Source organism: Thermoleptolyngbya sp. M55_K2018_002 (genome assembly GCF_015295965.1).
In the GTDB taxonomy this organism is placed as follows: Bacteria; Cyanobacteriota; Cyanobacteriia; order Elainellales; family Elainellaceae; genus Thermoleptolyngbya; species Thermoleptolyngbya sichuanensis.
In genome coordinates this window covers 1-20,370 of the sequence record NZ_DVEA01000303.1, presented here as the reverse complement: position 1 = coordinate 20,370, position 20,370 = coordinate 1, and the positions used below count along the sequence as shown (strand labels likewise).

Annotated in this window: 16 protein-coding genes and 1 pseudogene; 6 read left to right on the top strand and 11 right to left on the bottom strand. The window is 57.9% G+C overall.

The annotated features are described in order from the left end of the window. Nucleotides 1-4: 4 nt before the first annotated feature. Nucleotides 5-4,627, bottom strand: coding sequence for a glutamate synthase large subunit (gene gltB, locus IGS51_RS15435; RefSeq protein ID WP_297079546.1), 4,623 nt, complete (start codon nt 4,625-4,627; stop codon nt 5-7). A 462-nt stretch (nt 4,628-5,089) separates the two neighbouring features. Between gltB and IGS51_RS15430 the strand changes: the two are divergent. After that, nucleotides 5,090-5,284: pseudogene (locus IGS51_RS15430) on the top strand (IS1 family transposase); the annotation flags it as partial. Nucleotides 5,285-5,310: 26 nt separating this feature from the next. Here the strand turns inward: IGS51_RS15430 and IGS51_RS15425 are convergent. The 4 genes from IGS51_RS15425 to IGS51_RS15410 form a co-directional block, all read right to left on the bottom strand. Beyond that, nucleotides 5,311-6,000, bottom strand: coding sequence for a Uma2 family endonuclease (locus IGS51_RS15425; RefSeq protein ID WP_297079544.1), 690 nt, complete (start codon nt 5,998-6,000; stop codon nt 5,311-5,313). Between the two features lie 205 nt (nt 6,001-6,205). Further along, complete coding sequence (locus IGS51_RS15420) at nt 6,206-7,657, bottom strand: PLP-dependent aminotransferase family protein (RefSeq protein WP_297079542.1); 1,452 nt, start codon at nt 7,655-7,657, stop codon at nt 6,206-6,208. A gap of 573 nt (nt 7,658-8,230) precedes the next feature. Beyond that, on the bottom strand, nt 8,231-8,959 hold the full coding sequence (locus IGS51_RS15415; protein WP_297079539.1) for a ParB N-terminal domain-containing protein: 729 nt from the start codon (nt 8,957-8,959) through the stop codon (nt 8,231-8,233). A gap of 3 nt (nt 8,960-8,962) precedes the next feature. Beyond that, nucleotides 8,963-9,820: a ParA family protein gene (locus IGS51_RS15410; protein ID WP_172358310.1), complete on the bottom strand. Its 858-nt coding sequence runs from the start codon at nt 9,818-9,820 to the stop codon at nt 8,963-8,965. A gap of 328 nt (nt 9,821-10,148) precedes the next feature. Here IGS51_RS15410 and IGS51_RS15405 point away from each other — a divergent pair, with 328 nt between their 5' ends. The 3 genes from IGS51_RS15405 to IGS51_RS15395 all read left to right on the top strand — a co-directional run bounded on the left by IGS51_RS15405 (nt 10,149) and on the right by IGS51_RS15395 (nt 12,720). Further along, complete coding sequence (locus IGS51_RS15405) at nt 10,149-10,742, top strand: hypothetical protein (RefSeq protein ID WP_297079537.1); 594 nt, start codon at nt 10,149-10,151, stop codon at nt 10,740-10,742. Nucleotides 10,743-10,859: 117 nt separating this feature from the next. Continuing rightward, nucleotides 10,860-11,561: an ATP-dependent Zn protease gene (locus tag IGS51_RS15400; RefSeq protein WP_297079535.1), complete on the top strand. Its 702-nt coding sequence runs from the start codon at nt 10,860-10,862 to the stop codon at nt 11,559-11,561. Then, on the top strand, nt 11,536-12,720 hold the full coding sequence (locus IGS51_RS15395) for a glycosyltransferase family 4 protein (RefSeq protein ID WP_297079533.1): 1,185 nt from the start codon (nt 11,536-11,538) through the stop codon (nt 12,718-12,720). The genes IGS51_RS15400 and IGS51_RS15395 overlap by 26 nt, the downstream gene beginning before the upstream one ends. A gap of 164 nt (nt 12,721-12,884) precedes the next feature. Here IGS51_RS15395 and IGS51_RS15390 read toward each other — a convergent pair whose 3' ends face one another. Beyond that, entirely contained in the window at nt 12,885-13,565 is a 681-nt protein-coding gene (locus IGS51_RS15390) for a hypothetical protein (RefSeq protein ID WP_297079531.1), read from the bottom strand. Nucleotides 13,566-13,773: 208 nt separating this feature from the next. Between IGS51_RS15390 and IGS51_RS15385 the strand changes: the two genes are divergently transcribed. Beyond that, on the top strand, nt 13,774-15,024 hold the full coding sequence (locus IGS51_RS15385; RefSeq protein ID WP_297079529.1) for an MFS transporter: 1,251 nt from the start codon (nt 13,774-13,776) through the stop codon (nt 15,022-15,024). A 23-nt stretch (nt 15,025-15,047) separates the two neighbouring features. On the opposite strand, the gene IGS51_RS15380 is transcribed toward IGS51_RS15385, so the two are convergent. The 4 genes from IGS51_RS15380 to IGS51_RS15365 all read right to left on the bottom strand — a co-directional run bounded on the left by IGS51_RS15380 (nt 15,048) and on the right by IGS51_RS15365 (nt 18,807). Next, nucleotides 15,048-16,055 (bottom strand): glycosyltransferase, encoded by a 1,008-nt coding sequence (locus IGS51_RS15380; RefSeq protein WP_297079528.1) that lies wholly within the window; start codon nt 16,053-16,055, stop codon nt 15,048-15,050. 76 nt (nt 16,056-16,131) lie between these two features. Continuing rightward, the gene (locus IGS51_RS15375) at nt 16,132-17,229 is read right to left on the bottom strand and encodes a glycosyltransferase family 2 protein (RefSeq protein ID WP_297079527.1); all 1,098 of its coding nucleotides are present in this window, start codon (nt 17,227-17,229) and stop codon (nt 16,132-16,134) included. 260 nt (nt 17,230-17,489) lie between these two features. Beyond that, nucleotides 17,490-17,696 (bottom strand): hypothetical protein, encoded by a 207-nt coding sequence (locus tag IGS51_RS15370; protein WP_172358303.1) that lies wholly within the window; start codon nt 17,694-17,696, stop codon nt 17,490-17,492. 199 nt (nt 17,697-17,895) lie between these two features. After that, entirely contained in the window at nt 17,896-18,807 is a 912-nt protein-coding gene (locus IGS51_RS15365; RefSeq protein WP_297079525.1) for an inositol monophosphatase family protein, read from the bottom strand. Between the two features lie 296 nt (nt 18,808-19,103). Between IGS51_RS15365 and IGS51_RS15360 the strand changes: the two genes are divergently transcribed. Further along, nucleotides 19,104-19,325, top strand: a complete 222-nt coding sequence (locus IGS51_RS15360) for a hypothetical protein (protein ID WP_297079523.1) — start codon at nt 19,104-19,106, stop codon at nt 19,323-19,325. 35 nt (nt 19,326-19,360) lie between these two features. Here IGS51_RS15360 and IGS51_RS15355 read toward each other — a convergent pair whose 3' ends face one another. Then, complete coding sequence (locus tag IGS51_RS15355; RefSeq protein ID WP_297079520.1) at nt 19,361-20,281, bottom strand: PfkB family carbohydrate kinase; 921 nt, start codon at nt 20,279-20,281, stop codon at nt 19,361-19,363. Nucleotides 20,282-20,370: the final 89 nt, after the last annotated feature.

Genomic DNA, 20,370 nt, shown 5'->3' with positions numbered 1-20,370 from the left:
AGGTTTAGCTGCCACCCACGCGGGCCACATCGCGGGCGTTTTGCTCGAAGGCGGCGGCCAGGGCATCGTCGCCACTGAGGCCAGAAGACAGGGCAGCGGCGATCGCCTCCAGGACGCGCTTGTAGTCATTGGGCATCACCTTGACGAACTTCGGCACAGTGTTGTCCCAATCCGCCAGCACCCGCTGAGCTACGGCGCTCTGAGTATAGTCGGCGTGCTGCTGAATCAACTGGCGCAGATCGCTAATTTCTTCAGCGTCCTCCAGGGTTTCCAGCCCCACCATTGCCGTGTTGCAGCGGGTCGCAAAATCGCCCGCTTCGTCTAGCACGTAGGCCACGCCGCCGCTCATGCCTGCGGCGAAGTTGCGCCCGGTGCTGCCCAGCACGACCACCTTGCCGCCCGTCATGTATTCGCAGCCGTGGTCGCCTACACCCTCCACCACCGCCGTCACGCCAGAGTTGCGGACAGCAAAGCGTTCGCCCGCGATGCCCCGCGCATACAGTTCGCCAGCGGTCGCACCATAGAGCGCCACATTCCCGACAATAATGTTTTCTTCCGCCACAAACGTTGAACCAGCAGGCGGATAGACAATAATCTTGCCGCCGCTGAGGCCCTTGCCCAGGTAATCATTCGCGTCGCCCTCCAGTTCCAGCGTCACGCCGCGCGGCACAAACGCACCGAGGCTCTGACCTGCGCTGCCCTGGAAATGCAGATGCACGGTGTCGTCCGGCAGCCCTTCCCAATGGCGCTTGGTAATTTCGTTGCCGAGAATCGTGCCGACCACGCGGTTCACGTTTTTGATCGGCAGCGTAGCGCGGACAGGTTCGCCCCGCTCGATGGCGGGCTGGCAGAGATCCAGCAGCATCGTCAGGTCGAGGGATTTTTCTAGCCCATGATCCTGCGCCATCTGGCAATAGCGCCCGACTTCCGGCCCCACTTCTGGCTGATAGAGGATCTTGGAGAAATCCAGCCCCTTGGCTTTCCAGTGGTCAACGGCTCGCTGCGGTTCCAGCACATCCGTCCGGCCGACCATTTCGTTCAGCGTGCGGAAGCCCAGTTCCGCCATGATTTCCCGCACTTCCTGGGCGATGAAGGTCATGAAGTTGACCGTGTGCTGGGGGTCGCCTGTGAACTTTTCACGCAACTGCGGGTCTTGGGTGGCAATTCCCACCGGGCAGGTGTTGAGGTGGCAGGCCCGCATCATGATGCAGCCTAGCGTCACCAGCGGCGCTGTAGCAAAGCCAAACTCCTCAGCTCCCAGCAGAGCAGCAATGACCACATCCCGACCCGTCTTCATCTGCCCATCGGTTTCCACCACAATGCGCGATCGCAGATTGTTTAGCACCAGCGTCTGATGGGTTTCCGCCAGCCCCAGTTCCCACGGCAAGCCCGCGTGCTTGATGGAGGTCTGGGGCGATGCGCCCGTGCCGCCGTCGAAGCCAGAAATCAGCACTACATCGGCGTGGGCCTTGGACACCCCCGCCGCAATCGTGCCCACGCCCACTTCGGACACGAGCTTGACGCTGATGCGGGCCTCGCGGTTGGCATTCTTCAGGTCGTGAATCAGTTCCGCCAGGTCTTCGATGGAGTAGATATCGTGGTGAGGCGGCGGCGAGATCAGCCCCACACCGGGGGTGGAGTGGCGCACCTTGGCGATCCAGGGATAGACCTTCTTGCCGGGAAGCTGCCCGCCCTCGCCCGGTTTTGCGCCTTGGGCCATCTTGATCTGGATTTCCTTGGCTTGGGACAGGTAGAGACTGGTCACGCCAAAGCGACCCGAAGCCACTTGTTTAATGGCGCTGTTTTTGGAATCGCCGCGCTCGTTTGTCCAGGTATAGCGGTCGGGGTCTTCGCCGCCCTCGCCCGTGTTGGACTTGCCGCCGATGCGGTTCATGGCGATCGCCAGCGTTTCGTGCGCCTCCTTGGAAATGGAGCCGTAGCTCATTGCGCCCGTCTTGAAGCGCCGGAGAATCGCCTCCACGGGTTCCACCTCCTCAATCGGCACGGGCTGCCGTAGCTTGAATTGCAGCAATCCACGCAGCGTGAAATGCTGTTGATTTTGATCGTTCACTAGGGCGGAATATTGCTTGAACAACTCGTAGTTGCCCTCGCGCACGGCCCGTTGCAGCGTGTGGATCGTCAGCGGGCTAAACAGGTGCGCTTCGCCCTCCTTTCGCCATTGATATTCGCCGCCAACATCGAGCGTTTCGTTATCCGTCGTCCGTTCCGCAAAGGCGTGATGATGCCGCAAAATCGCTTCCTGAGCGATGACCTCTAAGCCTACACCTTCGATACGCGAAGCCGTCCAGCTAAAGTAGCGATCTACGACGGCACGATTTAGCCCGATCGCTTCAAAAATCTGCGCCCCGCGATAGCTCTGGATGGTGGAAATGCCAATTTTTGACGCGACTTTGATCACACCCTTGGTGGCAGACTTGACGTAATTTTTGCAGGCCGTGGCGTAGTCTACATCCACCAGCAGCCCGTCGTCGATCATGCCCTGGAGGGTCGCAAACGCCAGATAGGGATTAATCGCGCCGCAGCCATAGCCGATCAGCGTCGCAAAGTGATGCACCTCACGAGGTTCGCCCGACTCCAGCACGATGCCGCAGCGGGTGCGCGTGCCCTGGCGAATCAGGTGGTGGTGCAGTCCCGCCACTGCCAGCAGCGCCGGGATGGGGGCCTGAGTTTCACTGACGGAGCGATCGCTCAGGATTAAAATACTGGCTCCAGCGGCGATCGCCCCATCCGCCGCCGCAAACAGCGCGTCCAATGCCTGCTCCAGCCCGGCCGCGCCCACCTGCGCGTCAAACACCATCGGCAGCGTGGCCGAGCGGAACGGCCCGTCTGCTTGCGCCTTGAGCTTTGCCAGTTCCGCATTCGTCAGAATCGGCGTTTTCAGCTTGATCATCTGGCAGCTTTCCGGCACGGGTTCCAGCAGGTTGCGCTCGGAACCAATGGTGGTTTCAGCCGAGGTAATGATTTCCTCACGAATCGAGTCGATGGGCGGATTCGTTACCTGGGCAAACAACTGCTTGAAGTAGGTGTAGAGCAGCTTGGGGCGATCGCTCAGCACCGATAGCGGTGTATCCGTGCCCATTGCGCCCACCGCCTCCACGCCGTCCCGCGCCATCGGCAGCAGCAGCATCCGCAGGTCTTCAAAGGTGTAGCCAAAGGCAGTTTGCAGACGAGTGAGGTCAGCAGGGAGAGCAGCGGGGGATTCAGTTGCAGAGGGCAAACTGGCGAGATCCACCAGATACCGATCCAGCCACTCGCGGTAGGGCTGCTGGGTGACGATTTGCTGCTTTAGCTCGTCGTCGGCAATGATGCGGCCCTGGTTCATGTCTACCAGAAACATGCGGCCGGGCTGGAGGCGACCCTTGTGGGCGACGCGCTCTGGCTCGATGGGCAGCACGCCCGCTTCCGAGGCCATGATCACCAAGTCATCGTGCGTGACGTAGTAGCGGGAGGGACGCAGCCCGTTGCGATCCAGCACTGCGCCCATCATCGTGCCGTCGGTAAAGGCAATAGAGGCGGGGCCATCCCAGGGTTCCATCAGGCAGGCGTGGTATTCGTAAAACGCCTTTTTGTCCTGGCTCATGGACTCGTGGGCCGTCCAGGGTTCTGGAATCATCATCATGACGGCGTGGGGGAGCGATCGCCCGGCCAAGGTCAGCAGTTCCAGAGTATTGTCAAAGATTCCAGAGTCACTGCCGTTGATGTTGATCAGGTTGGGGACTTTTTTCAGGTCATCCCCAAACAGGTCGGACTCAAACAAGGCTTGACGGGCGTGCATCCAGTTGATGTTGCCGCGCAGGGTATTGATTTCGCCGTTGTGGGCGATGTAGCGATAGGGGTGCGATCGCTCCCAGCTTGGGAACGTGTTGGTACTAAAGCGTGAATGCACCAGACCCAGCGCACTCTCCATATCCGGATCATGCAAGTCGGGATAGTATTTGCCCACCTGCTCCGGCATCAGCATCCCTTTATAGACCAGCGTGCGGCACGACAAACTAGCCTGATACCAGAACGGATCGATACCAGCAGTGCGAATGGCTTTGTGAACGCGCTTGCGAATGACAAATAGCTTGCGCTCGAACGCCAGATCATCGGTCAAATCGGGCGATCGCTGAATGAACAGTTGCCGCATAAACGGTTCGCTGGCCTTTGCGGTGTTGCCCAGGGATGAATTATCCGTCGGCACATCGCGCCAGCCCAGCAGCGTTTGCCCTTCTTCGGCAATGATCTGAGCGGCGATCGCCTCTCCCCGCCGCCGCTGTTCCGGATCAGGCGAGGTGTAGGTCATGCCCACGCCATACTGCCCCAGTTCAGGCAGCGCAATGCCTTCGACTGCTGCTACTTTCTCCAAAAACTTGTGGGGAATTTGCATTAAAATTCCCGCGCCGTCGCCCGTATTGCTCTCGCAGCCACAGGCACCCCGGTGATCCAGATTGATTAAAATCGTCAGCGCTTGCTCAATAATGTCGTGGGATTTTTGCCCCTTCATCTGCACCACAAAGCCCACACCGCAGGCATCATGCTCAAACTGCGGGTCATAGAGTCCCTGGCGATCGGGCAGGTGATTCAAAACATGGGGCGGCTCAGCGGACAAAGCGTGCTGGTTCATGGCGACGACCTGAAGGCGAAACGTAAACGTGAAGTTTTATCTAGACGCAGGTGTTGACTACGCTTCTAGATGCAACTGGCATTTTCTAACAGGCTTTTGGGTGAAGGTGCAGGTCTTAAGGATGTTGTCAGATCTGGCGTAGAAATGTCATCATTTGGTGTGTTTTGCAACAAAGCTGGGACGCAAAACCGTTGCAGAAGTTATTAAAAATTCACTCAATTTGAGCAGGCGTTATTCTCCAGAAAAGATCTGAGATTGGTAGTGGATTAACGTAAAGGATTGAGAGCAAAAGTAACGCCATCGCATTTTGAGAGCTTGAGGGACGAGAACCCCCAGTGGAAGCCGAAAGACAAGGACACTCAATCTTTCGTTGATCTACTGCTGTTGGAGAAAATTCCGTTAGCGGGTATCGCCAGGGCTGCCAGGGTTTCAGCTCGCTGGCTCCAGGCTTATGTCAACTTGACAAACTACGTTGAACGACTGAACAACACCCTGAGGAAGCGGATTTCTCGGTTGGAGAGGAAGACGTTGTCCTTTTCCAAAAAGATTGAGAATCATATCGGTGCGATTTGGATGTTTATCTATGACTACAATCGCCGTGTCAGAGAAAAGCTAGCAGAACGGGAAGAGGCTATCTTTCCCTCCATCCTTTACTAAAAGGCACTACCCGCTATTAATCGCAATTAAATAGATTCTGGATCAATGCCGAGGGCCCGCAAGCGCTTGGCGAGTCGTTCTGCGCGACACTCTGCCTGCTCAGCCCGCTGCTCTGCCTGTTCGGCTTGCTGCTGGGCCTGAAGTCGTAGCCTTTCCAGTTCTACAAACGTCAGAAAGGGCTGCCCATCTGGGCGGAAAATCTGCAAGCCCGACTCGCTGGGTTCAAACCGAATCTGCAAGCGCGGACTGACCCACCCGTCCATCTCCTCGATCACGTCGAGCCATCCAGCGGGCGATCGCAGCCATCCGCTCAGGTCAATCTTGTCCGGGTCGTAGAGGTAATACTCCTCCACGCCATATTGCTCGTAAAAGCGAAACTTTTTCGCCATTTCCTTAAGCGTGTTTCCCGGCGATAAAATTTCAAAGACTACCTGAGGCGGGAGATTTGCTTCGCGCCACTGAAGATAGGAGCCGCGCCGTCCCTTGGGCCGCCCAAATACCACCATCGCATCGGGAGCCTGACGCAGCGTATTGTCGCCCTCAACGGGATACCACAGCAGATCACCTGCCACAAATACATCTGGATTCTCTGCAAACAGTAGCTCTAGGTTTTCCTTGATAGTGACAATCCAGGTGAACTGTTCTGTGTTGTTTGCCATCGGTTCCCCATCGGTTTCGGGATAGATGATGGTCGATTTTTCAGGAATTTGAACCATCGCTGTCCTCTCGATGTAGCGCTGCTGAAATCCAAAATCAGGAATCGATACAAGGCTTCAAACGTTCTGGCAATCTTGAGCGTGAATTCTATTCTAAGGGAGCTTCTGTGTCAGGGGGATTCCGCAGGTCAGGACGAGAGCGATCGCCCTCCAATCGCCCTCCAACGGCCCCGGTGATTATCCAAATTGCCCCAAACGTTTCCACTCAGGGGGCCAGGTGGCGCTTCATAATGCGTCCCAATGTCTCCATCCCCCGCTCGATCGTCGCTGCATCAAAGGAAAAATTCAGCCGCATTGCCGGATAGCCCTGCAAATTTGGAAAAAACGTGGAACCGGGCGTAACCAAAATACCTTCGGCCGCCGCCTCACTGCACACCAACTGCATCGGCAGACCGTCCGGCAGCTTCACCCAGAGAAACAGCCCCCCAGTGGGCACCGTCCAGGAAGCCTCGGCAGGAAAGTATTGCTCCAATGCCTTCAGCATGACACCACGCCCCTGAAGATTGCGCGTACACAACTGCGCCAAATGGCGGCGATAGTAGCCCGTCGCCAGATACTCGCTGACGATCGCCTGCGAAGCCGTAGACACACACAAATCATGCAGCAGCTTGCGCTCTAGCAGTCGCCCATAGTCGTCGCCCGTCACCACCACATAGCCCACCCGCAGACCGGGCATCAGCGTTTTGGTAAAGGTGCCTGCATAGATTACCAGGTTGTCTTGATCGAGCGCTTTGATGGGCGGCGGCACAGGGTCAAAGTTCAGCCCTTCGTAGGCGTTGTCTTCCAGAATGCGGCAGTCGTAGCGGCGGGCCAGATCGAGCAACTGCTGGCGATGGGCGAGGTCAGTGGTGATGCCTGTTGGGTTGTGCAGCGTGCTGATGGTGTAAATCAGCCGGGGGCGATGGCTGTGGAGATACTGCGCCAGCAGGTCGAGGTTCATGCCGTCGCGAGTCATGGGAATGCCGATCACCCGTGCGCCAAGCTGCTGAAGAACCGCCAACGCGCCGTGAAAAGTCGGGCTTTCTACAATGACCCAGTCACCGGGCTGCACAATTTCCTGCATCACCAGCGATAGTCCCTGCATAGACCCATTGGTGACAATCAACTGGTCGGGCGAGGCATCTAGCCCCTTTTGCACCAGCAGTTGAGCAATTTGCTTTCGCAAGGGATATTGTCCCTGCGGCAGGTCATAGTTAAACAGCAGCGCCCCCATCTCCTTAAAGGCGCGACGAGCCACCCGCTGGAGAATGTCTGTGTCGTGGGGGTGGGGAAAGCCGGAACTGAAGACCGTCACGCCATCCTGATGCAGCGCCGACACGGAGGCCATGTAAATGTCGAAGTAAGACATTTCGCCCTGGTCAGGAATAATGACTTCCTGAGAGGGGGCAAAGCGGGACGGCGGAATCGGCGAGGTGACGGACGGTTCGCTAACGAAATAGCCAGAGCCAGGGCGGGCGTAGATCAGTCCGTCTGCTTCTAGCACGCTGTAGGCTTCGATAACCGTGAGCTTGTTGACCTGGGCTGCTTCGGCCAGGCTGCGGATGGAGGGCAGGCGATCGCCCGGTTGCAGCGTTCCCGACTGAATCAGGCGGTGAATGCGCTGACGAATTTGCAGATAGACGGGCTGGGGCGATCGCCGATCAAGGGGAATTTTCACAGGCGCAGAGCGGCGCAAAACAACCGCTACGAAAGCACTATAGATGCACTATAGGCGATCGCCCCCGTTTTCACCCGGTACAGTTTGGCTCAAAACAGGTAGTACAGTTTCCAGTCTCCAATAACTGTACTAGTTAAAGTTTGAAAATCTGTACCTTATCAAATGACTTTGAATTAGCGAAGCTTGGAACTGTGAACCCCTTTCCCTCCTCCAAGCCGTATGAATGTTTCTGAAGTTTCTCCTACTTCCTCATCCCAGGCTCCTTCGATCAGCGCCGCATCTCATCTCGAAAATCCGAATCGTTCAACTCAAAATCGTTGGTTAGAACTGGTTTCAAGTTGGGTTAATCACTTATCAGGAAGCTCAGAGCCAATCATCCGAGAAATTCCGCAAAAGACTGGCTCAAGCCTCTGGCAAATCTACGATCCACACACTCAATCTAAAATCACTTGCGCTTCCGAACGCGAAGTCAGAATTTGGATAGAGCAGCACTACTCTTCGAGATAGCTGCCAGCTATCAACACCTCCTAGCTAACAAAAAAACTATGAGGGGAAGGCTGAATCCATTCTCCCTTAGAAGACTCCGTTCCATGCATCTAGAATGCTGAGCATTCGCTTATCGCCCAGCTTCTCGACCCGTTTGACCACATCCGAAAATGAGGTGAAGGGCGCTTTGGCACGAGCTTTTTCAATGTTTTTGATGAGTGTGTCAGCCGTTTTACCTCGAATACCAGCACTCGCCAGCTTCTGCATCAGGGTTGCTGGAGAGGCGGTATTGAAGGTTTCCAGCGGCTCTACCTTCTGAGGAATCTGCTGCTGGAGTGTCTGGAGTTGTTGTTCCAATCGCTGTGTGTCTCGCTGCTGGGTTTGTTTTATGTCTTGAATTGCAGCATCTAGTCGCGCTTCTAGATTGGTGAGCCTTTGATCTATATAGGCAGGAGGGGCAGGGTTAGGCGTTTGCGTGTCGGGGCTGGGCACTGAAGGCGGAGACGGATGCAGCGCTCTAGATTGTTCAAATTGTTCAACCGCAGCGTCTGACACATCCTCCGGCACCACAAACGCATTCACCATCTCGGCTTCGCGGGGGTTGATTTCTCGTGCCCGCACGGCAGCATAATACTCGCGATCGCCCGCTAGCACCTCATAGCTTTCTGCCCCCGTCTGCTTCAGCAGAATGGGAGACAGCAAACCACCCGCCGCCAAAATGCTCTTAGCCAGCGCTTCGATTTCATTTACAGCAAACTGAGAGCGGGGCACCTTCGAGGTAATACTTTTGACATCCACCAGATAATATTCGCTCATTCCCTAGGCCCCAATTTTTTGCATCACTTCGTAGGAAAGGTTCCTGAACTCCTTCACCGACTCGGAATCTGCATCAAATTCAAAAATAGACTTGGGGTCTGGAATCTCCAGGTTTCCCATCGTCAAGGTGTTGTTCACGCAGTTAGACAAGGCAATCCGCTCATAGATGACGGTATCCAGCAGCGGCAGCCCATACCGCTGCACCACCGCTTCCCGCTGCCGGGGAAAGACATGCTCCAGGTAACGATTATTCGTTAACACCTTGGAAGGCAAAACCCCTAAGACATTGAGTGGCTTCTTGCCGATGCTAGACCGTGTTTCATTTACCTCACTGACGAAGTTCTTGACATTGCTCAAACCCTGGTTCGCAAAGGGCTTCAAATCAGACGGAATAATCAAATAATCGGCCGCAATTAGCGCAATTTCTGCGTAGAGATCACGGGAGGGCGGCGCATCAATAATCACAATGTCGTAGTCGTCTTCTACTTGCTGGAGCTTCATATTCAGGCGGAGGCGACTAGCGGCAATGCGAGTCAGGCGCTGTTGTTCATCGATTAGCGTAATGTGCGAGGGGATGACATCGATTTCTGGCGTGTTGAACCCATTGGAGCGACGGACAATTTCCGGAATGAAGTTGAAATCTCCGGCGCTAATGATGTGAAAAATATTTCGGTCTTTGAGGTTGTCCTCTTCTTCAAACTGAAACTTGATCAGGCCCGTTGCAAAGGTGGAATTGGCCTGGGCATCAATATCCACCAGCAATACCTTCTTGCCCTTATTGGTAAAGGCAGCAGCCAGGTTAACAGCCGTGGTGGTTTTTCCGACTCCACCTTTGTTGTGGTAAATGGCGATCGCTTTCATCAGGGCTACATCCCGCTAAAAAAATCCCTCGTTTATTCAAGCACAAGTATTCAAGCACAAGAATCACCATCAGGATTCTAAACAAATCATCCAGATCCACAGGAATCTAGTAAAGATTTAAGTCTTGTTCTACGGGGCACTTGCTTGATGCAGACGGATAAACTGTCAGATACCCGCTCGCTGCTTCACCAATCGGGCTGATGTCTGAGGGGGGCTGTTGTAGGGAGTCGCTCATGCTTCTTCCGGATGCGCGATCGCCCTGGTGGAAGTTGAGATATTTGGACGGATGTCCGATTCAACTTTCTCAAAGCTTCTGGATGAGCGTGGCATGAAAAAAGCAATCTATTCCCTGAGGATGGTGGCTCCGGCGCTGGCCGTGGGGGCGCTGGGCGAGGCGGCAGAAGCGGCACAGTCGCCTGTCAACCTGCGGGCTGAGGAACTGTATCGCAACCTGCAACTGTCGGTGTGCAGCAACGACTGGAACGGAGCACTCAGGGCGATCGCCCCTCTTATCGCCTCGGCAGGCATCACGCCAGAATCGCGTCAGCAATTGGTCGAATATCGCCGCCAGCTTGAAGACTTGCGGGCTGTGCGGGCGGTCTACGCCAACCTGCCCAGTTGCCAGAGCAGCGCCCAGCCCATCTGGTCGGATCAGCCCGCTGAGCGCACCATCGTCTTTGCGCCCGAAGCCCAAGACATTAGCTTTGAGCAGCTCTATGCCGCGTTTCAGGGGTCGATTTGCAGCAACGACTGGGCCGAGGCACTGCGAGTGATTGGCCCGATGATTGGCTCTCCCAGCATTTCGCCAGAATATCGCGCCCAGTTGGTGCAATATCGCCGTCAGCTTGAGACATGGCGGGCTTCGCAGGCGGTGTTTTCCGGGATGGAGGGATGTGGTGGGGGCGGGGTGGTTTGGAGCTGAGGGGAAGAGGGAAGAGGGAAGAACGAAGAGGGAAGAAGGAAGGGGGATGATGCGATGATGGGAATAGGAGGGTGAATTATTGCTGCCTCCGGTTGTTGTTTGCTTGCTTGAGTGTTCATGAATCAGTCTGCGCTAAACCTGATCGCGGTTACGGTCTTTGCGTTTACGATGCTGAGCCTGCTGGGGCCGGTGATTCATGTGTCGCCGCTGGTGACGGCGATCGCCGCTGGAGGGCTGCTGGGTGCGGCGACGCTGGACACGCTGACCTGGCAGGGACGGGGCGGGACGCTGCTGCTGGACTGGGTAGCGGGCTTTTCACCCGAACACCGGGCGCGGGTGCTGCGGCATGAGGCGGGGCATTTTCTAGTGGCGCACCATCTCGACATTCCCATCACGGGTTACACGCTGAGTGCCTGGGAAGCGCTGCGGCAGGGGCAACCCGGCGCGGGCGGCGTGAGCTTTGATACGACCCAGCTAGACGCAGAACTGTCGCAGGGTAAACTGTCGGCCCAGCAAATCGATCGCTACTGTACCGTCTGGATGGCGGGGATTGCGGCGGAAACGCTGGTCTATGGCAATGCCGAGGGCGGCAGCAGCGATCGCCAGACGCTGTATGCACTGTGGAATGCCTTGCGGCGATCGCCCGCCGAAGCGGCCCTCAAGGAACGCTGGGCCACGCTCCAGGCAAAAAATATGTTGGAAACTCATCGCGCTGCCTATGATCGACTGGTGGCTGCGATGGAGCGCCGAGACAGCGTAGAAGCCTGTCGCGCCGTTTTAAGCAGCCCTGCCGATGCCTCAGCGCCCTCCGCTGTCTGAACTGAGCGTGTCGCTGGTGGTCAGCGACTGGTCGGGGGGCGGGGCAGTGCGGGCGTTGCTGCTGGCGCAGGTGTTGCAAACCCTGGGCTATGGCGTGCAGTTGGTCGGCTTCCAGTTTGGCGAGGCGCTGTATACGGAGCCGCCTGCGGGGATGGAGGTGCTGGCGTTTCCGGGTGCAAGCTATCCCGCGATCTTGGGCACGGCGCGGCGGGTTTTGTCCCACCTGACGGGCGATGTCCTTTATGCCGTGAAGCCCAAGCCCACTAGCTTTGGACTGGGGCTGCTGCGACGGATGCAAGTGCGGCGGCCGCTGCTGCTGGACATGGACGACTGGGAGCTAAGCTGGCACGGTGGCGACGACTGGCGCTATCGACCTGGCCCCCGGCAATTAGCGCGAGATCTGCTGAAACCAGGTGGGGCGTTGCGATCGCCCGATCATCCCTTTTACCTTCGCTGGCTAGAGCGGGCCGTGCCCTGGGCCGACGGACTGACGGTGGACACCACCTTTTTGCAGCGGCGGTTTGGCGGCGTATATCTGCCCAACGGCAAAGATACGTCCCTGTTTGACCCAGCGCGACAGGATGCGGCGGCCAGCCGTCGGCGGCTCGGACTGTCGGACGTTTGGGTGCTGATGTTCCCCGGTGCGCCGCGTCCGCACAAAGGGCTAGAAGACTTGCTCCTGGCGCTAGAAGAATTGAACCATCCTGCGGCGCGGCTGGTAATCGTGGGTGGCAACCCTTATGACGACTATGATGAGCAGTTGCGATCGCGCTGGGGTCGGTGGATTATCTCGCTGCCCAAAACGCCGTTAGCGGAAATGCCCGCCGTGCTGGCGGCCGCCGATGTGGTCGTTGTGCCCCAGCGCGACACGGCGATCGCCCGCGCCCAGTTTCCGCTGAAGCTGACCGACGGCATGGCGATGGGCAAGCCCGTCCTCGCGACCCGCGTTGGCGATATTCCCGATATCCTGGGCGACACGGGCTATCTGGCAGACCCCGACTCGCCTACCCAGCTTGCTGCCCAGCTTCGGCACATCCTGGCCCATCCCGATGAAGCAACGCATAAGGGACAGCGGGCCCGCGATCGCTGCGTAGCCCGGTATAGCCTCGACCCAATGGCGATCGCGCTGCGGGCAGTGCTGGAGCAAGTGACGGGGTGATAAGGCGGGGGGCTAAAGTCCCTCGCCTTCTGAGAGAGGGATTCAGGGTGAGGGCTACTGAGTAGGGTGAAAGTCCCTCGCCCTCTGGGAGAAGGAGTCAGGGTGAGGGCTACAAACGCAGGATGCATACCGTCCCCCCACCCTTGTTTAACCTACGGGCATCGCTATGGGCATCGCACGAAGTTGATCCCAATGCCACCTGTTCCGGTTTCAGCGACCCAGCCGAGGTTCGTCGTGCCGCGATAATAGACGCGCTGCCAGATGCGGCCATCAGCCGTTGTTTGACGCTGAACGGGATTGGTGCCGTAAATGCGATCGCCACTCAACACGCTAGACAGAATCGTGCCGTAGGGAGCCGAGCGCACCACCAGTTCGGGCTGCGTCACCTGATAGCACTGGCCTACAGGGTCAACGGGGGGACGCGCGTCGCAGTTGGTCAGCAGCGTCGCCGAACGCACCCAGCCCACCGCAGGTTCACGAATCTGGGCGACCCCATCCCCCAGCACGCCCGTCAGCGTAATGCGGGTGTAGGGCTGAAGCTGTCGGACGACGGTGCCTTGGGCAGTGCTGGTGTAAACGGCTAACGTATTCGCGCCGCTGTTGCGACAGGTGTTGACGTAGCTGGGCCGCTCGAAAACCTGGACATCGGTTGCCTGGGCGATTGGGGCTTGAGCCAGCAGACCTGCCGATTCCTTCAGACCAGATTCATCCAAGGAGTCGCTTGATGGGGCGATCGCCTGAGCCGCCAGGGGAGCGAAGACGCTTGTGCCCAGCAGCCCCGCTACCCCTGCAACCAATCCGCCGTAGCTGAGAAGCTTGTCCGTCCGCGTTACTCGTTGCACCATACCGTTTCACTCCTCGATGTCAAGAGTTCCTTTCGCTGAGGAATTTAGCACATCGGGCAATGCTGGAAACTTGCAGTACACAATGTTTTCAGGTTTCCGTAATGCTTGCACATATGCGCCCCCAATTTGCTCAGGACTAGCCCAACTGGGGGAAGTAGCCGCCTGAGGATTCAGCGGAAAATACAGCACTTCAGGTTGCCATCCGTCCATGCGCCATGAACCGCCGATGACCCGCGAAAAGCAGAATGTAGCGTTGCTGGCGCTGTGTCAGTCCCTCGCCATGACTAGCATGACCGTGCTGTTTACCGTGGCAGCGCTGGTGGGCAGGGCGCTGGTAGCCGATGCCTCGCTGGCGACGCTGCCGCTGGCGGTGATGCAGGTGGCAGTGATGCTGGCCACGATTCCCGCATCGATGTTGATGCAGCGGCGGGGCAGGCGCTTTGGGTTTGCAGTGGGCACGCTAATTGGCATCGTCGGGATTGGGCTGGCGGTGGCGGCGGTGCTGATTCGGAGCTTTCCGCTGTTTTGTGCGGGAACTGTTTTGATGGGCGTGTTTAGCGGGTTTTCGGGGTTCTATCGGTTTGCGGCAGCAGAGGCCGCCAGCGAGTCATTTCGGGCGCAGGCGATTTCGCTGGTGGTGGCGGGCGGCGTAATTTCGGCGGTGCTGGGCCCCAATCTGGCTAGCGTGGCAAAGGATGCGATCGCCCAGGCAGAATTTGCCGGATCGCTGCTGTCGATTGTGGGTCTACAAGTCTTAATCCTGCTGCTGCTGATCGGCATCAGACTCCCAATTGTGCAACGTCCGGTCATACACAAAGACATTGCAGCAGTAGGGCGATCGCCCTCAAAATCCGAAGGCCGAAGCCTTGCACAAATTTTGCGACAGCCTGTGTTCATCGTCGCAGCCTTGGGCAGCAGCGTCGGCTATGGCGTGATGGCGCTGCTAATGACGGCCACACCGCTTGCCATGACGGGGATGAATCATTCGTTCCATTCAGCGGCCTCCGTCATTCAGTGGCACGTCCTGGGTATGTTCGCGCCGTCGTTCTTCACCGGATTCCTAATCGCGAGATTTGGCATTCTCAATATTATCCTCGCAGGAGTCGTGCTGAATCTCGCTAGCGTGGCGATCGCCCTCTCCGGCGTGACGCTCCCCCATTTCCTGATTGCGCTCACGGTGCTGGGGCTGGGCTGGAATTTCATGTTTGTCGGCTCTACCACGCTGCTCACCGAAACCTACACGCCCGCCGAAAAAGCAAAAACGCAAGCCGCCCACGATTTCCTGATGTTTGGCGCAGTGGCAGGCTTTACGTTCCTATCAGGACACCTGCTCAACGGCTTCGGCTGGGCCGTGGTGAACTATGCCGCGCTGCCGCTGCTGCTGGTGACGCTGGGTGCGGTGCTGTGGCTAAAGCTGAGGAGCAAAGAGGGTGCGGGAAAGCGGGGAATCGTGGGCTGATGGAGCGGCCCTCCAGCATTCCGTCACTTCCCAAACCGTGCTAAGAGCGATCGCAGCCTGGGGCCGCGCTGGTGGGGATAGAGCCAGCGGGCAGGCAGCAGTCGGCGCAGCGCTACGGCCAGCCGCAAGTCCTGAGGGGAGCGGACTGGCAGCATACCGCCCAATAGCCCCAGCGGTTCCTCAAGCAGGGCTGCCTGACTTGAAAACTGCACCAGCGGGGCGATCGCTCGAAACAGGTCATATTCTCCAGCCTCCAGGGTTGCGTCGAGTAAGAAATAAAGGCTGCGCTGGCAGTCGGGAAGCAGGTCGGGATGGCGATCGCCCACCCAGCGAAATAGCTCTGCGTAGGACTGCCTCAGTATCCTGGCGTTTTGCGTCAGGTTTGCCCCATGCTGTCGATAAAACGCCGCCACCATCGGCACGTACACCAACCGCGCCCCGCCCCGCAGCAGCGCTAGCCCAAAGGCTCGATCCTCGCAGGCCCGCAGGGCCTCGTCAAACGAGAACTGAGCCAGCACCGACCGATGCAGCAGCATGGCCTGTTGCAGTAGCGGAAAGGGGGTGTCGGCCAGGCGATCGGGGCAAATCAGCAATCGCCGCGCCAGGGCTTCTGGAGGCTGTGAGCCAATTTCACAGCGCTGGCGCAGTCCCGATCGCTCCACCCGCTCATAGTCGGAGTAAATCACCAGCCGATCGGGGTGCTTCCCGTCCACCGCCGCAAGCTGGCGCGATAGCTTATCCACCGCAAGCCAGTCGTCCCCATCCAAAAACTGCACCCATTCGCCACGGGCACACCGCGCCCCCAAGTTGCGAGCCGCCGACACGCCGCCGTTGGGCTGCGACTGGTAATGAACTCGCGTATCTTGCTGCATCAGACCTTGGGCGATCGCCTCTGTGCCATCGGTCGAGCCATCGTTGATAATCCAGCACTCGATATTGTCGTAATCCTGCCGCAGCACGCTATTCACGGCATCTTCCAGAAACCGCGCCTGGTTAAAGGCAGTGACGACGACCGAAACCAGCGGAGGCATGAGAGAAGAAAAATAAGATAACTTACCGAGTTGAACCGTTGACCCTGGAATGGTTGTCTAGACAAGTTTGGCAAGTTTAAGTTTGATAAGTTTGGTAAGTTTGGGTTTGCCCCGTTTGAGTTTGCCCCGTTTGATCCGTTTGCGACACGCTCGCGTCTGGCTTGGCGGCTGATAAGCCCTCTAATGGGAAGTTCGCCCGCAACACCCAGCCCTCGATCGCCATTCGCAGCCAGCCAGGACAGCGGCGATCGCCACACAGCGTCAACAGCCGCTCTTCCAAACTCCCGTCCTGCACCGATAGCCGCGCTGGAATCTGCCGATTTTTGATCACCCATCGCCAGATCGACCTAATGCTGGGGTCATCCGCCGCCAGCCCCCATTTCCGCACCGCATGGGCAAAGTTTCGCGCCGTGTAGCCCTCGCTCCATTTGAATCGGTAAAACGGTAAGTCCGTTGCGTCAAACTGGGGCACTAGCTCCGGGTTCAAAAAAATCACGCAGGCAGACGGCTCCAGAATATGCCTGCCGCCCAGCGCTGCCACCTGAAAGGATACATCCGTGTGGCTGGCGAGGCTGTCGAACCGTTCATCCAGCCGCACCCGTTGCAGCACATCCCAGCGCACCATCAGGCAGTGAAATTCGGCTGAATCCACCTCCTGTCGCCGCAGTTGGGGTTCTGCCTGAGCGAGCGGCACGCCTGCCATCAGTTGCTTTTGCTCGAACCAGCGCTTGCCCCAGCGACGGGGATGAAACCGGGTGGCAATGCCCGCGACGTGAATCTCTAGCCTGTCGGAATGGGGATCGCCCTGCAAAATGAGCGGCGCAGTGATGGCAGCGTGTTCTGCCTCGGCCGCCAAAACGAGCGATCGCAACCATCCCGGCTGCACCACCACGTCATTATCCAGAAACACGACGTATTCTGGACGCTCCACCCAGGGCAGCGCTAGGTTTCGCGCCTCGTTCGACCGCAAGTATCGCTCCCGACGAATCAGCGTCATCCAGGGATAGGTTGCGGCCTGGCGTTCCAGGTAGTGGCGTACTGGGGTAGGCGAGTTGCCGTCTACATAAATCAGCCGAAACGGGTAATCGCCATAGCTGGCTAGCAGGCTGTCCAACGACACTTGGCTGGGGCTAAATCGCTCACGCTGCGTCACGATGAGGGTGACTGGTGGCATGGGGACGGATGATGCGTGGGGCACAGCGCCAAAACCCTCGGAATGACGGAAACGATAAACCTACACCCAGAGCTTAGCAGAAGCAACCCGTTGGCCTGCTGCTGACCCGCCATAGGGCGGCTTGGAACGGGGGATAACTTGCGTTGGGCGATCGCCCAATCCAGCCTGTAACTCAAGCCTCAATCCAGTCCCCAATCCAGCCCGTAACTCAGTCCCCAATCCAATTCCTATCCAGTTCCTATCCAGATCCGACTTAGCGTCTAATCGACCAGCATCACGCGGCCGGCTTGCAACTCGTCAAACACGCGGCTAATGTGATAGCGCTCTGCTTGGGTCAACCGCTGATCGGACAGGATCGTGGCAGCAAGCTGGAGATGTTCTTTGCGGGTCATTTGCCCCGAAGACAAAATTCGATCGACCAGCGCTTGCGTAGAGACGCTGGCGCGACCAGGAAGCGCCCAAACCATGTAGTGAACCTCTGCTGCTGAATTCTGACCAGATCCGTATGATAGGAACGGTTTTCCTAGCTTTAGTAAACCCAGGTTCCGCCCCTATAGATCGATCTTCTGGCGAAAACAGGGGATCGGGGGCAAAGCTTCTGTAATGGCAGGTGTCAGGACTGTGAAGATTCTGCGTAGCAGCGGAGTTGGGCGCAGCGCTTGAGGTTCAGGAGAGACCGTCGATTTCTGCCAAGATGCGAGTAGCTTCGGCGCAGAGGGCTTCGTGGCAGCGACCGTTGGAGGCCATCAGTCCGCCCCATTGGTTGACATCGCCCGTGTTATATCGCAAGGGTTCGCCGCTGAAGTGGGTGAATTTGCCGCCTGCCTCGGTGAGGATGAGTTCGGGGGCGGCCATGTCCCAATCCTTGGGGGCAGACTTGCCGGAGAGCGAGATGTAGAGGTCGGCTCGGCGATCGACCAGCGCGGCGATTTTGCCGCCGACGCTGCCGACGGAGAGCTGGTTTTGGCAGGGCAGCTTTTGCAGCAGGGCATTCAGCCGTCCGTCGCGGTGGGTGCGGCTGACCACCACGACCAGATCGGCAGGGCGATCGCCCCCCGACACCTGCAACCGCTCCACCGTGCCATCGGGCGTTTCCACAAATGCCCCGCCACCGAGGGTAGCGAAATACTGCCGCTCTAGCTCTGGGCAGTTAACCACCGATAGCACCGGGCGACCGCGATAGGCCAGCGCCAGGTGAAAGGCATATTCCCCCGTTTTGTCAATGAAATCTCGCGTGCCGTCGAGTGGATCGAGAATCCACACCCAGTCTTGGGGGAACGGCGCGGCGGAAGCTTGGGACTTGTAGGTTTCTTCGCTGAGATAGCCGAACTGCTCATCGCCTAGCAAATCGTGCAGTCTGCCGAGTACGAAGCTGTTCACTGCCAGATCGGCTGCGGTCACCGGGCCGTCTTTTTCGTTTTGGATATCGAGATTGCGGGCCGTGCCATCCTGAAACGGTTCCCCCCGATAATACGCCCGCAGAATTTTTGCTGCACCCCAGCCCAACACACGGGCGATCGCCAATAGGTCTTCCAAGGGATGGCCATCTATCAATTCCGCAGGGTTTGCCTGGATCACAACGTCTCCTTTCGCGTTTTTTGGGCATGGGCGAGCGTTTTCGCCGCTACTGCAAGCTGCTACGACAAGCTGCTATGGCATCAGCATAGAACGGCTCGTCAATTATAGGGCACGGGTTTGCCCAATTCTGAACTAAAGCTTAAGCAGGCGTTATCAGACATAAAGCAAGGCTATATACAAAACCTCTTTCCATGAATTGAATTTATATCTAGTCTGGGGAATAGACGCGATGGTGACTGGTGTTTTCTGCGTCTGCCCTCACTCGTTCTGCCCTCTTTTTACCAAAGGTGACTGCGATGAAGAATCTGCCCGATCAAGTGACAGACGGAGGATGGTCAGTGCATGTCTACAGTAGCGATCGCCGCCTGCTGTGTTCGCTAGACCCGTCTCATATTTGGATGCTGATGCTGGGAATCTTTTTGGGGCTAGTAATGGGCATCTCTTGGGTGCGGGTGTCGCCGCCCGCAGAAACGGAATGGAATGAACCCAGCGCACCGCCTATCTTAAATGTAGATTAGTCTCAGGCAGTCTTTTTGCGATTAGTCCTTTGCGATCAGTCCGGTTTGGGGAAGCGGGGGGTCTCCTCGTGCGGCGGTGCTTCCATCCAGCGACGCGGGCCAAAGGATTGGCAGGCGCGGGCAGCGACTTGGGCTGCTTGGGCGATCGCCGCCTCGAATCCTAGTTGCAAAATAAAGTGGCAGAATGCGCCGTGAAAGATGTCGCCCGCGCCCAGCGTGTCTACTGGGGAAATCGTAGGAACCGCCACGCGCCCCGCCTGTTCGCCCTTGAGATATTCTACGGGCTGGGAACCGTGTGTCCGTGCGACTTGGGCAACGCCGAGCGATCGCAGATACGGCAGCACATCCGCCGAGTCGCACCCCGGCGGCAGAAAGTTGACCGAGCAGATGGCATAGTCCGTGTGGCGCAAGACTGCCTCAAAGCCCGGTTTCCAACTGCCGCCATCGACCACCACAGGAATGCCCAAGGCTCTTGACTGCTGGGCGATCGCCTCGCTAACGGCCATCTGGTGTCCGTCGATCAATACCACGTCAAACCTGTGCTCTTTCAGGGCTTGCATCAGGTCGGCTGGAAGGCGATCGCCCGCCACCTGTGCCCCCACGGCATTCCGCGATACCACCGCGCGATCGCCCGTCGCCGCTGTCACCAAAATGGACGACACCGCTGGCGAGGCCTGCCGCTCTGGGTCAAGGTCGCGGTGCTGCACCCCCCAGGTTGCCAAGTCTGCCCGAATTAACCCCGTCATGGAGTGCTGTCCCAAGCTGCTCAGCAGCAGCGCGTCTCCGCCCAGGTGGGCAAAGGTCACGGCTGCGTTGGTTGCCGGGCCCCCAGCGGCGATCGCCACATCCTGGGCCACGACTTTCTGATTGCTGGTGGGCACGGCCTCGACCTGGTAAATCAGATCGAGCGTCGTTAGACCCACAAATAGCCCCCGCCCTCTTGAAGACTCTCCCATGTTCATCGCTCTGTTTTGGATTTTGTTAGGACCTACGCAGTTGGACGATTTCTCGCGGGCGCAGCCCGCGAGAAATCGTCCAAAACCCA

What these genes read in the sequence shown, in the direction of transcription:
- IGS51_RS15370 (WP_172358303.1), bottom strand. Translation starts at nt 17,696, where the DNA reads ATGGTTTGGGCGCTTCCTGGTCGCGCCAGCGTCTCTACGCAAGCGCTG.
- IGS51_RS15405 (WP_297079537.1), top strand. Translation starts at nt 10,149, where the DNA reads ATGAAAAAAGCAATCTATTCCCTGAGGATGGTGGCTCCGGCGCTGGCC.
- IGS51_RS15380 (WP_297079528.1), bottom strand. Translation starts at nt 16,055, where the DNA reads ATGCCTCCGCTGGTTTCGGTCGTCGTCACTGCCTTTAACCAGGCGCGG.
- IGS51_RS15385 (WP_297079529.1), top strand. Translation starts at nt 13,774, where the DNA reads ATGCGCCATGAACCGCCGATGACCCGCGAAAAGCAGAATGTAGCGTTG.
- IGS51_RS15390 (WP_297079531.1), bottom strand. Translation starts at nt 13,565, where the DNA reads ATGGTGCAACGAGTAACGCGGACGGACAAGCTTCTCAGCTACGGCGGA.
- IGS51_RS15375 (WP_297079527.1), bottom strand. Translation starts at nt 17,229, where the DNA reads ATGCCACCAGTCACCCTCATCGTGACGCAGCGTGAGCGATTTAGCCCC.
- gltB (WP_297079546.1), bottom strand. Translation starts at nt 4,627, where the DNA reads ATGAACCAGCACGCTTTGTCCGCTGAGCCGCCCCATGTTTTGAATCAC.
- IGS51_RS15395 (WP_297079533.1), top strand. Translation starts at nt 11,536, where the DNA reads ATGCCTCAGCGCCCTCCGCTGTCTGAACTGAGCGTGTCGCTGGTGGTC.
- IGS51_RS15355 (WP_297079520.1), bottom strand. Translation starts at nt 20,281, where the DNA reads ATGGGAGAGTCTTCAAGAGGGCGGGGGCTATTTGTGGGTCTAACGACG.
- IGS51_RS15400 (WP_297079535.1), top strand. Translation starts at nt 10,860, where the DNA reads ATGAATCAGTCTGCGCTAAACCTGATCGCGGTTACGGTCTTTGCGTTT.
- IGS51_RS15360 (WP_297079523.1), top strand. Translation starts at nt 19,104, where the DNA reads ATGAAGAATCTGCCCGATCAAGTGACAGACGGAGGATGGTCAGTGCAT.
- IGS51_RS15415 (WP_297079539.1), bottom strand. Translation starts at nt 8,959, where the DNA reads ATGAGCGAATATTATCTGGTGGATGTCAAAAGTATTACCTCGAAGGTG.
- IGS51_RS15425 (WP_297079544.1), bottom strand. Translation starts at nt 6,000, where the DNA reads ATGGTTCAAATTCCTGAAAAATCGACCATCATCTATCCCGAAACCGAT.
- IGS51_RS15410 (WP_172358310.1), bottom strand. Translation starts at nt 9,820, where the DNA reads ATGAAAGCGATCGCCATTTACCACAACAAAGGTGGAGTCGGAAAAACC.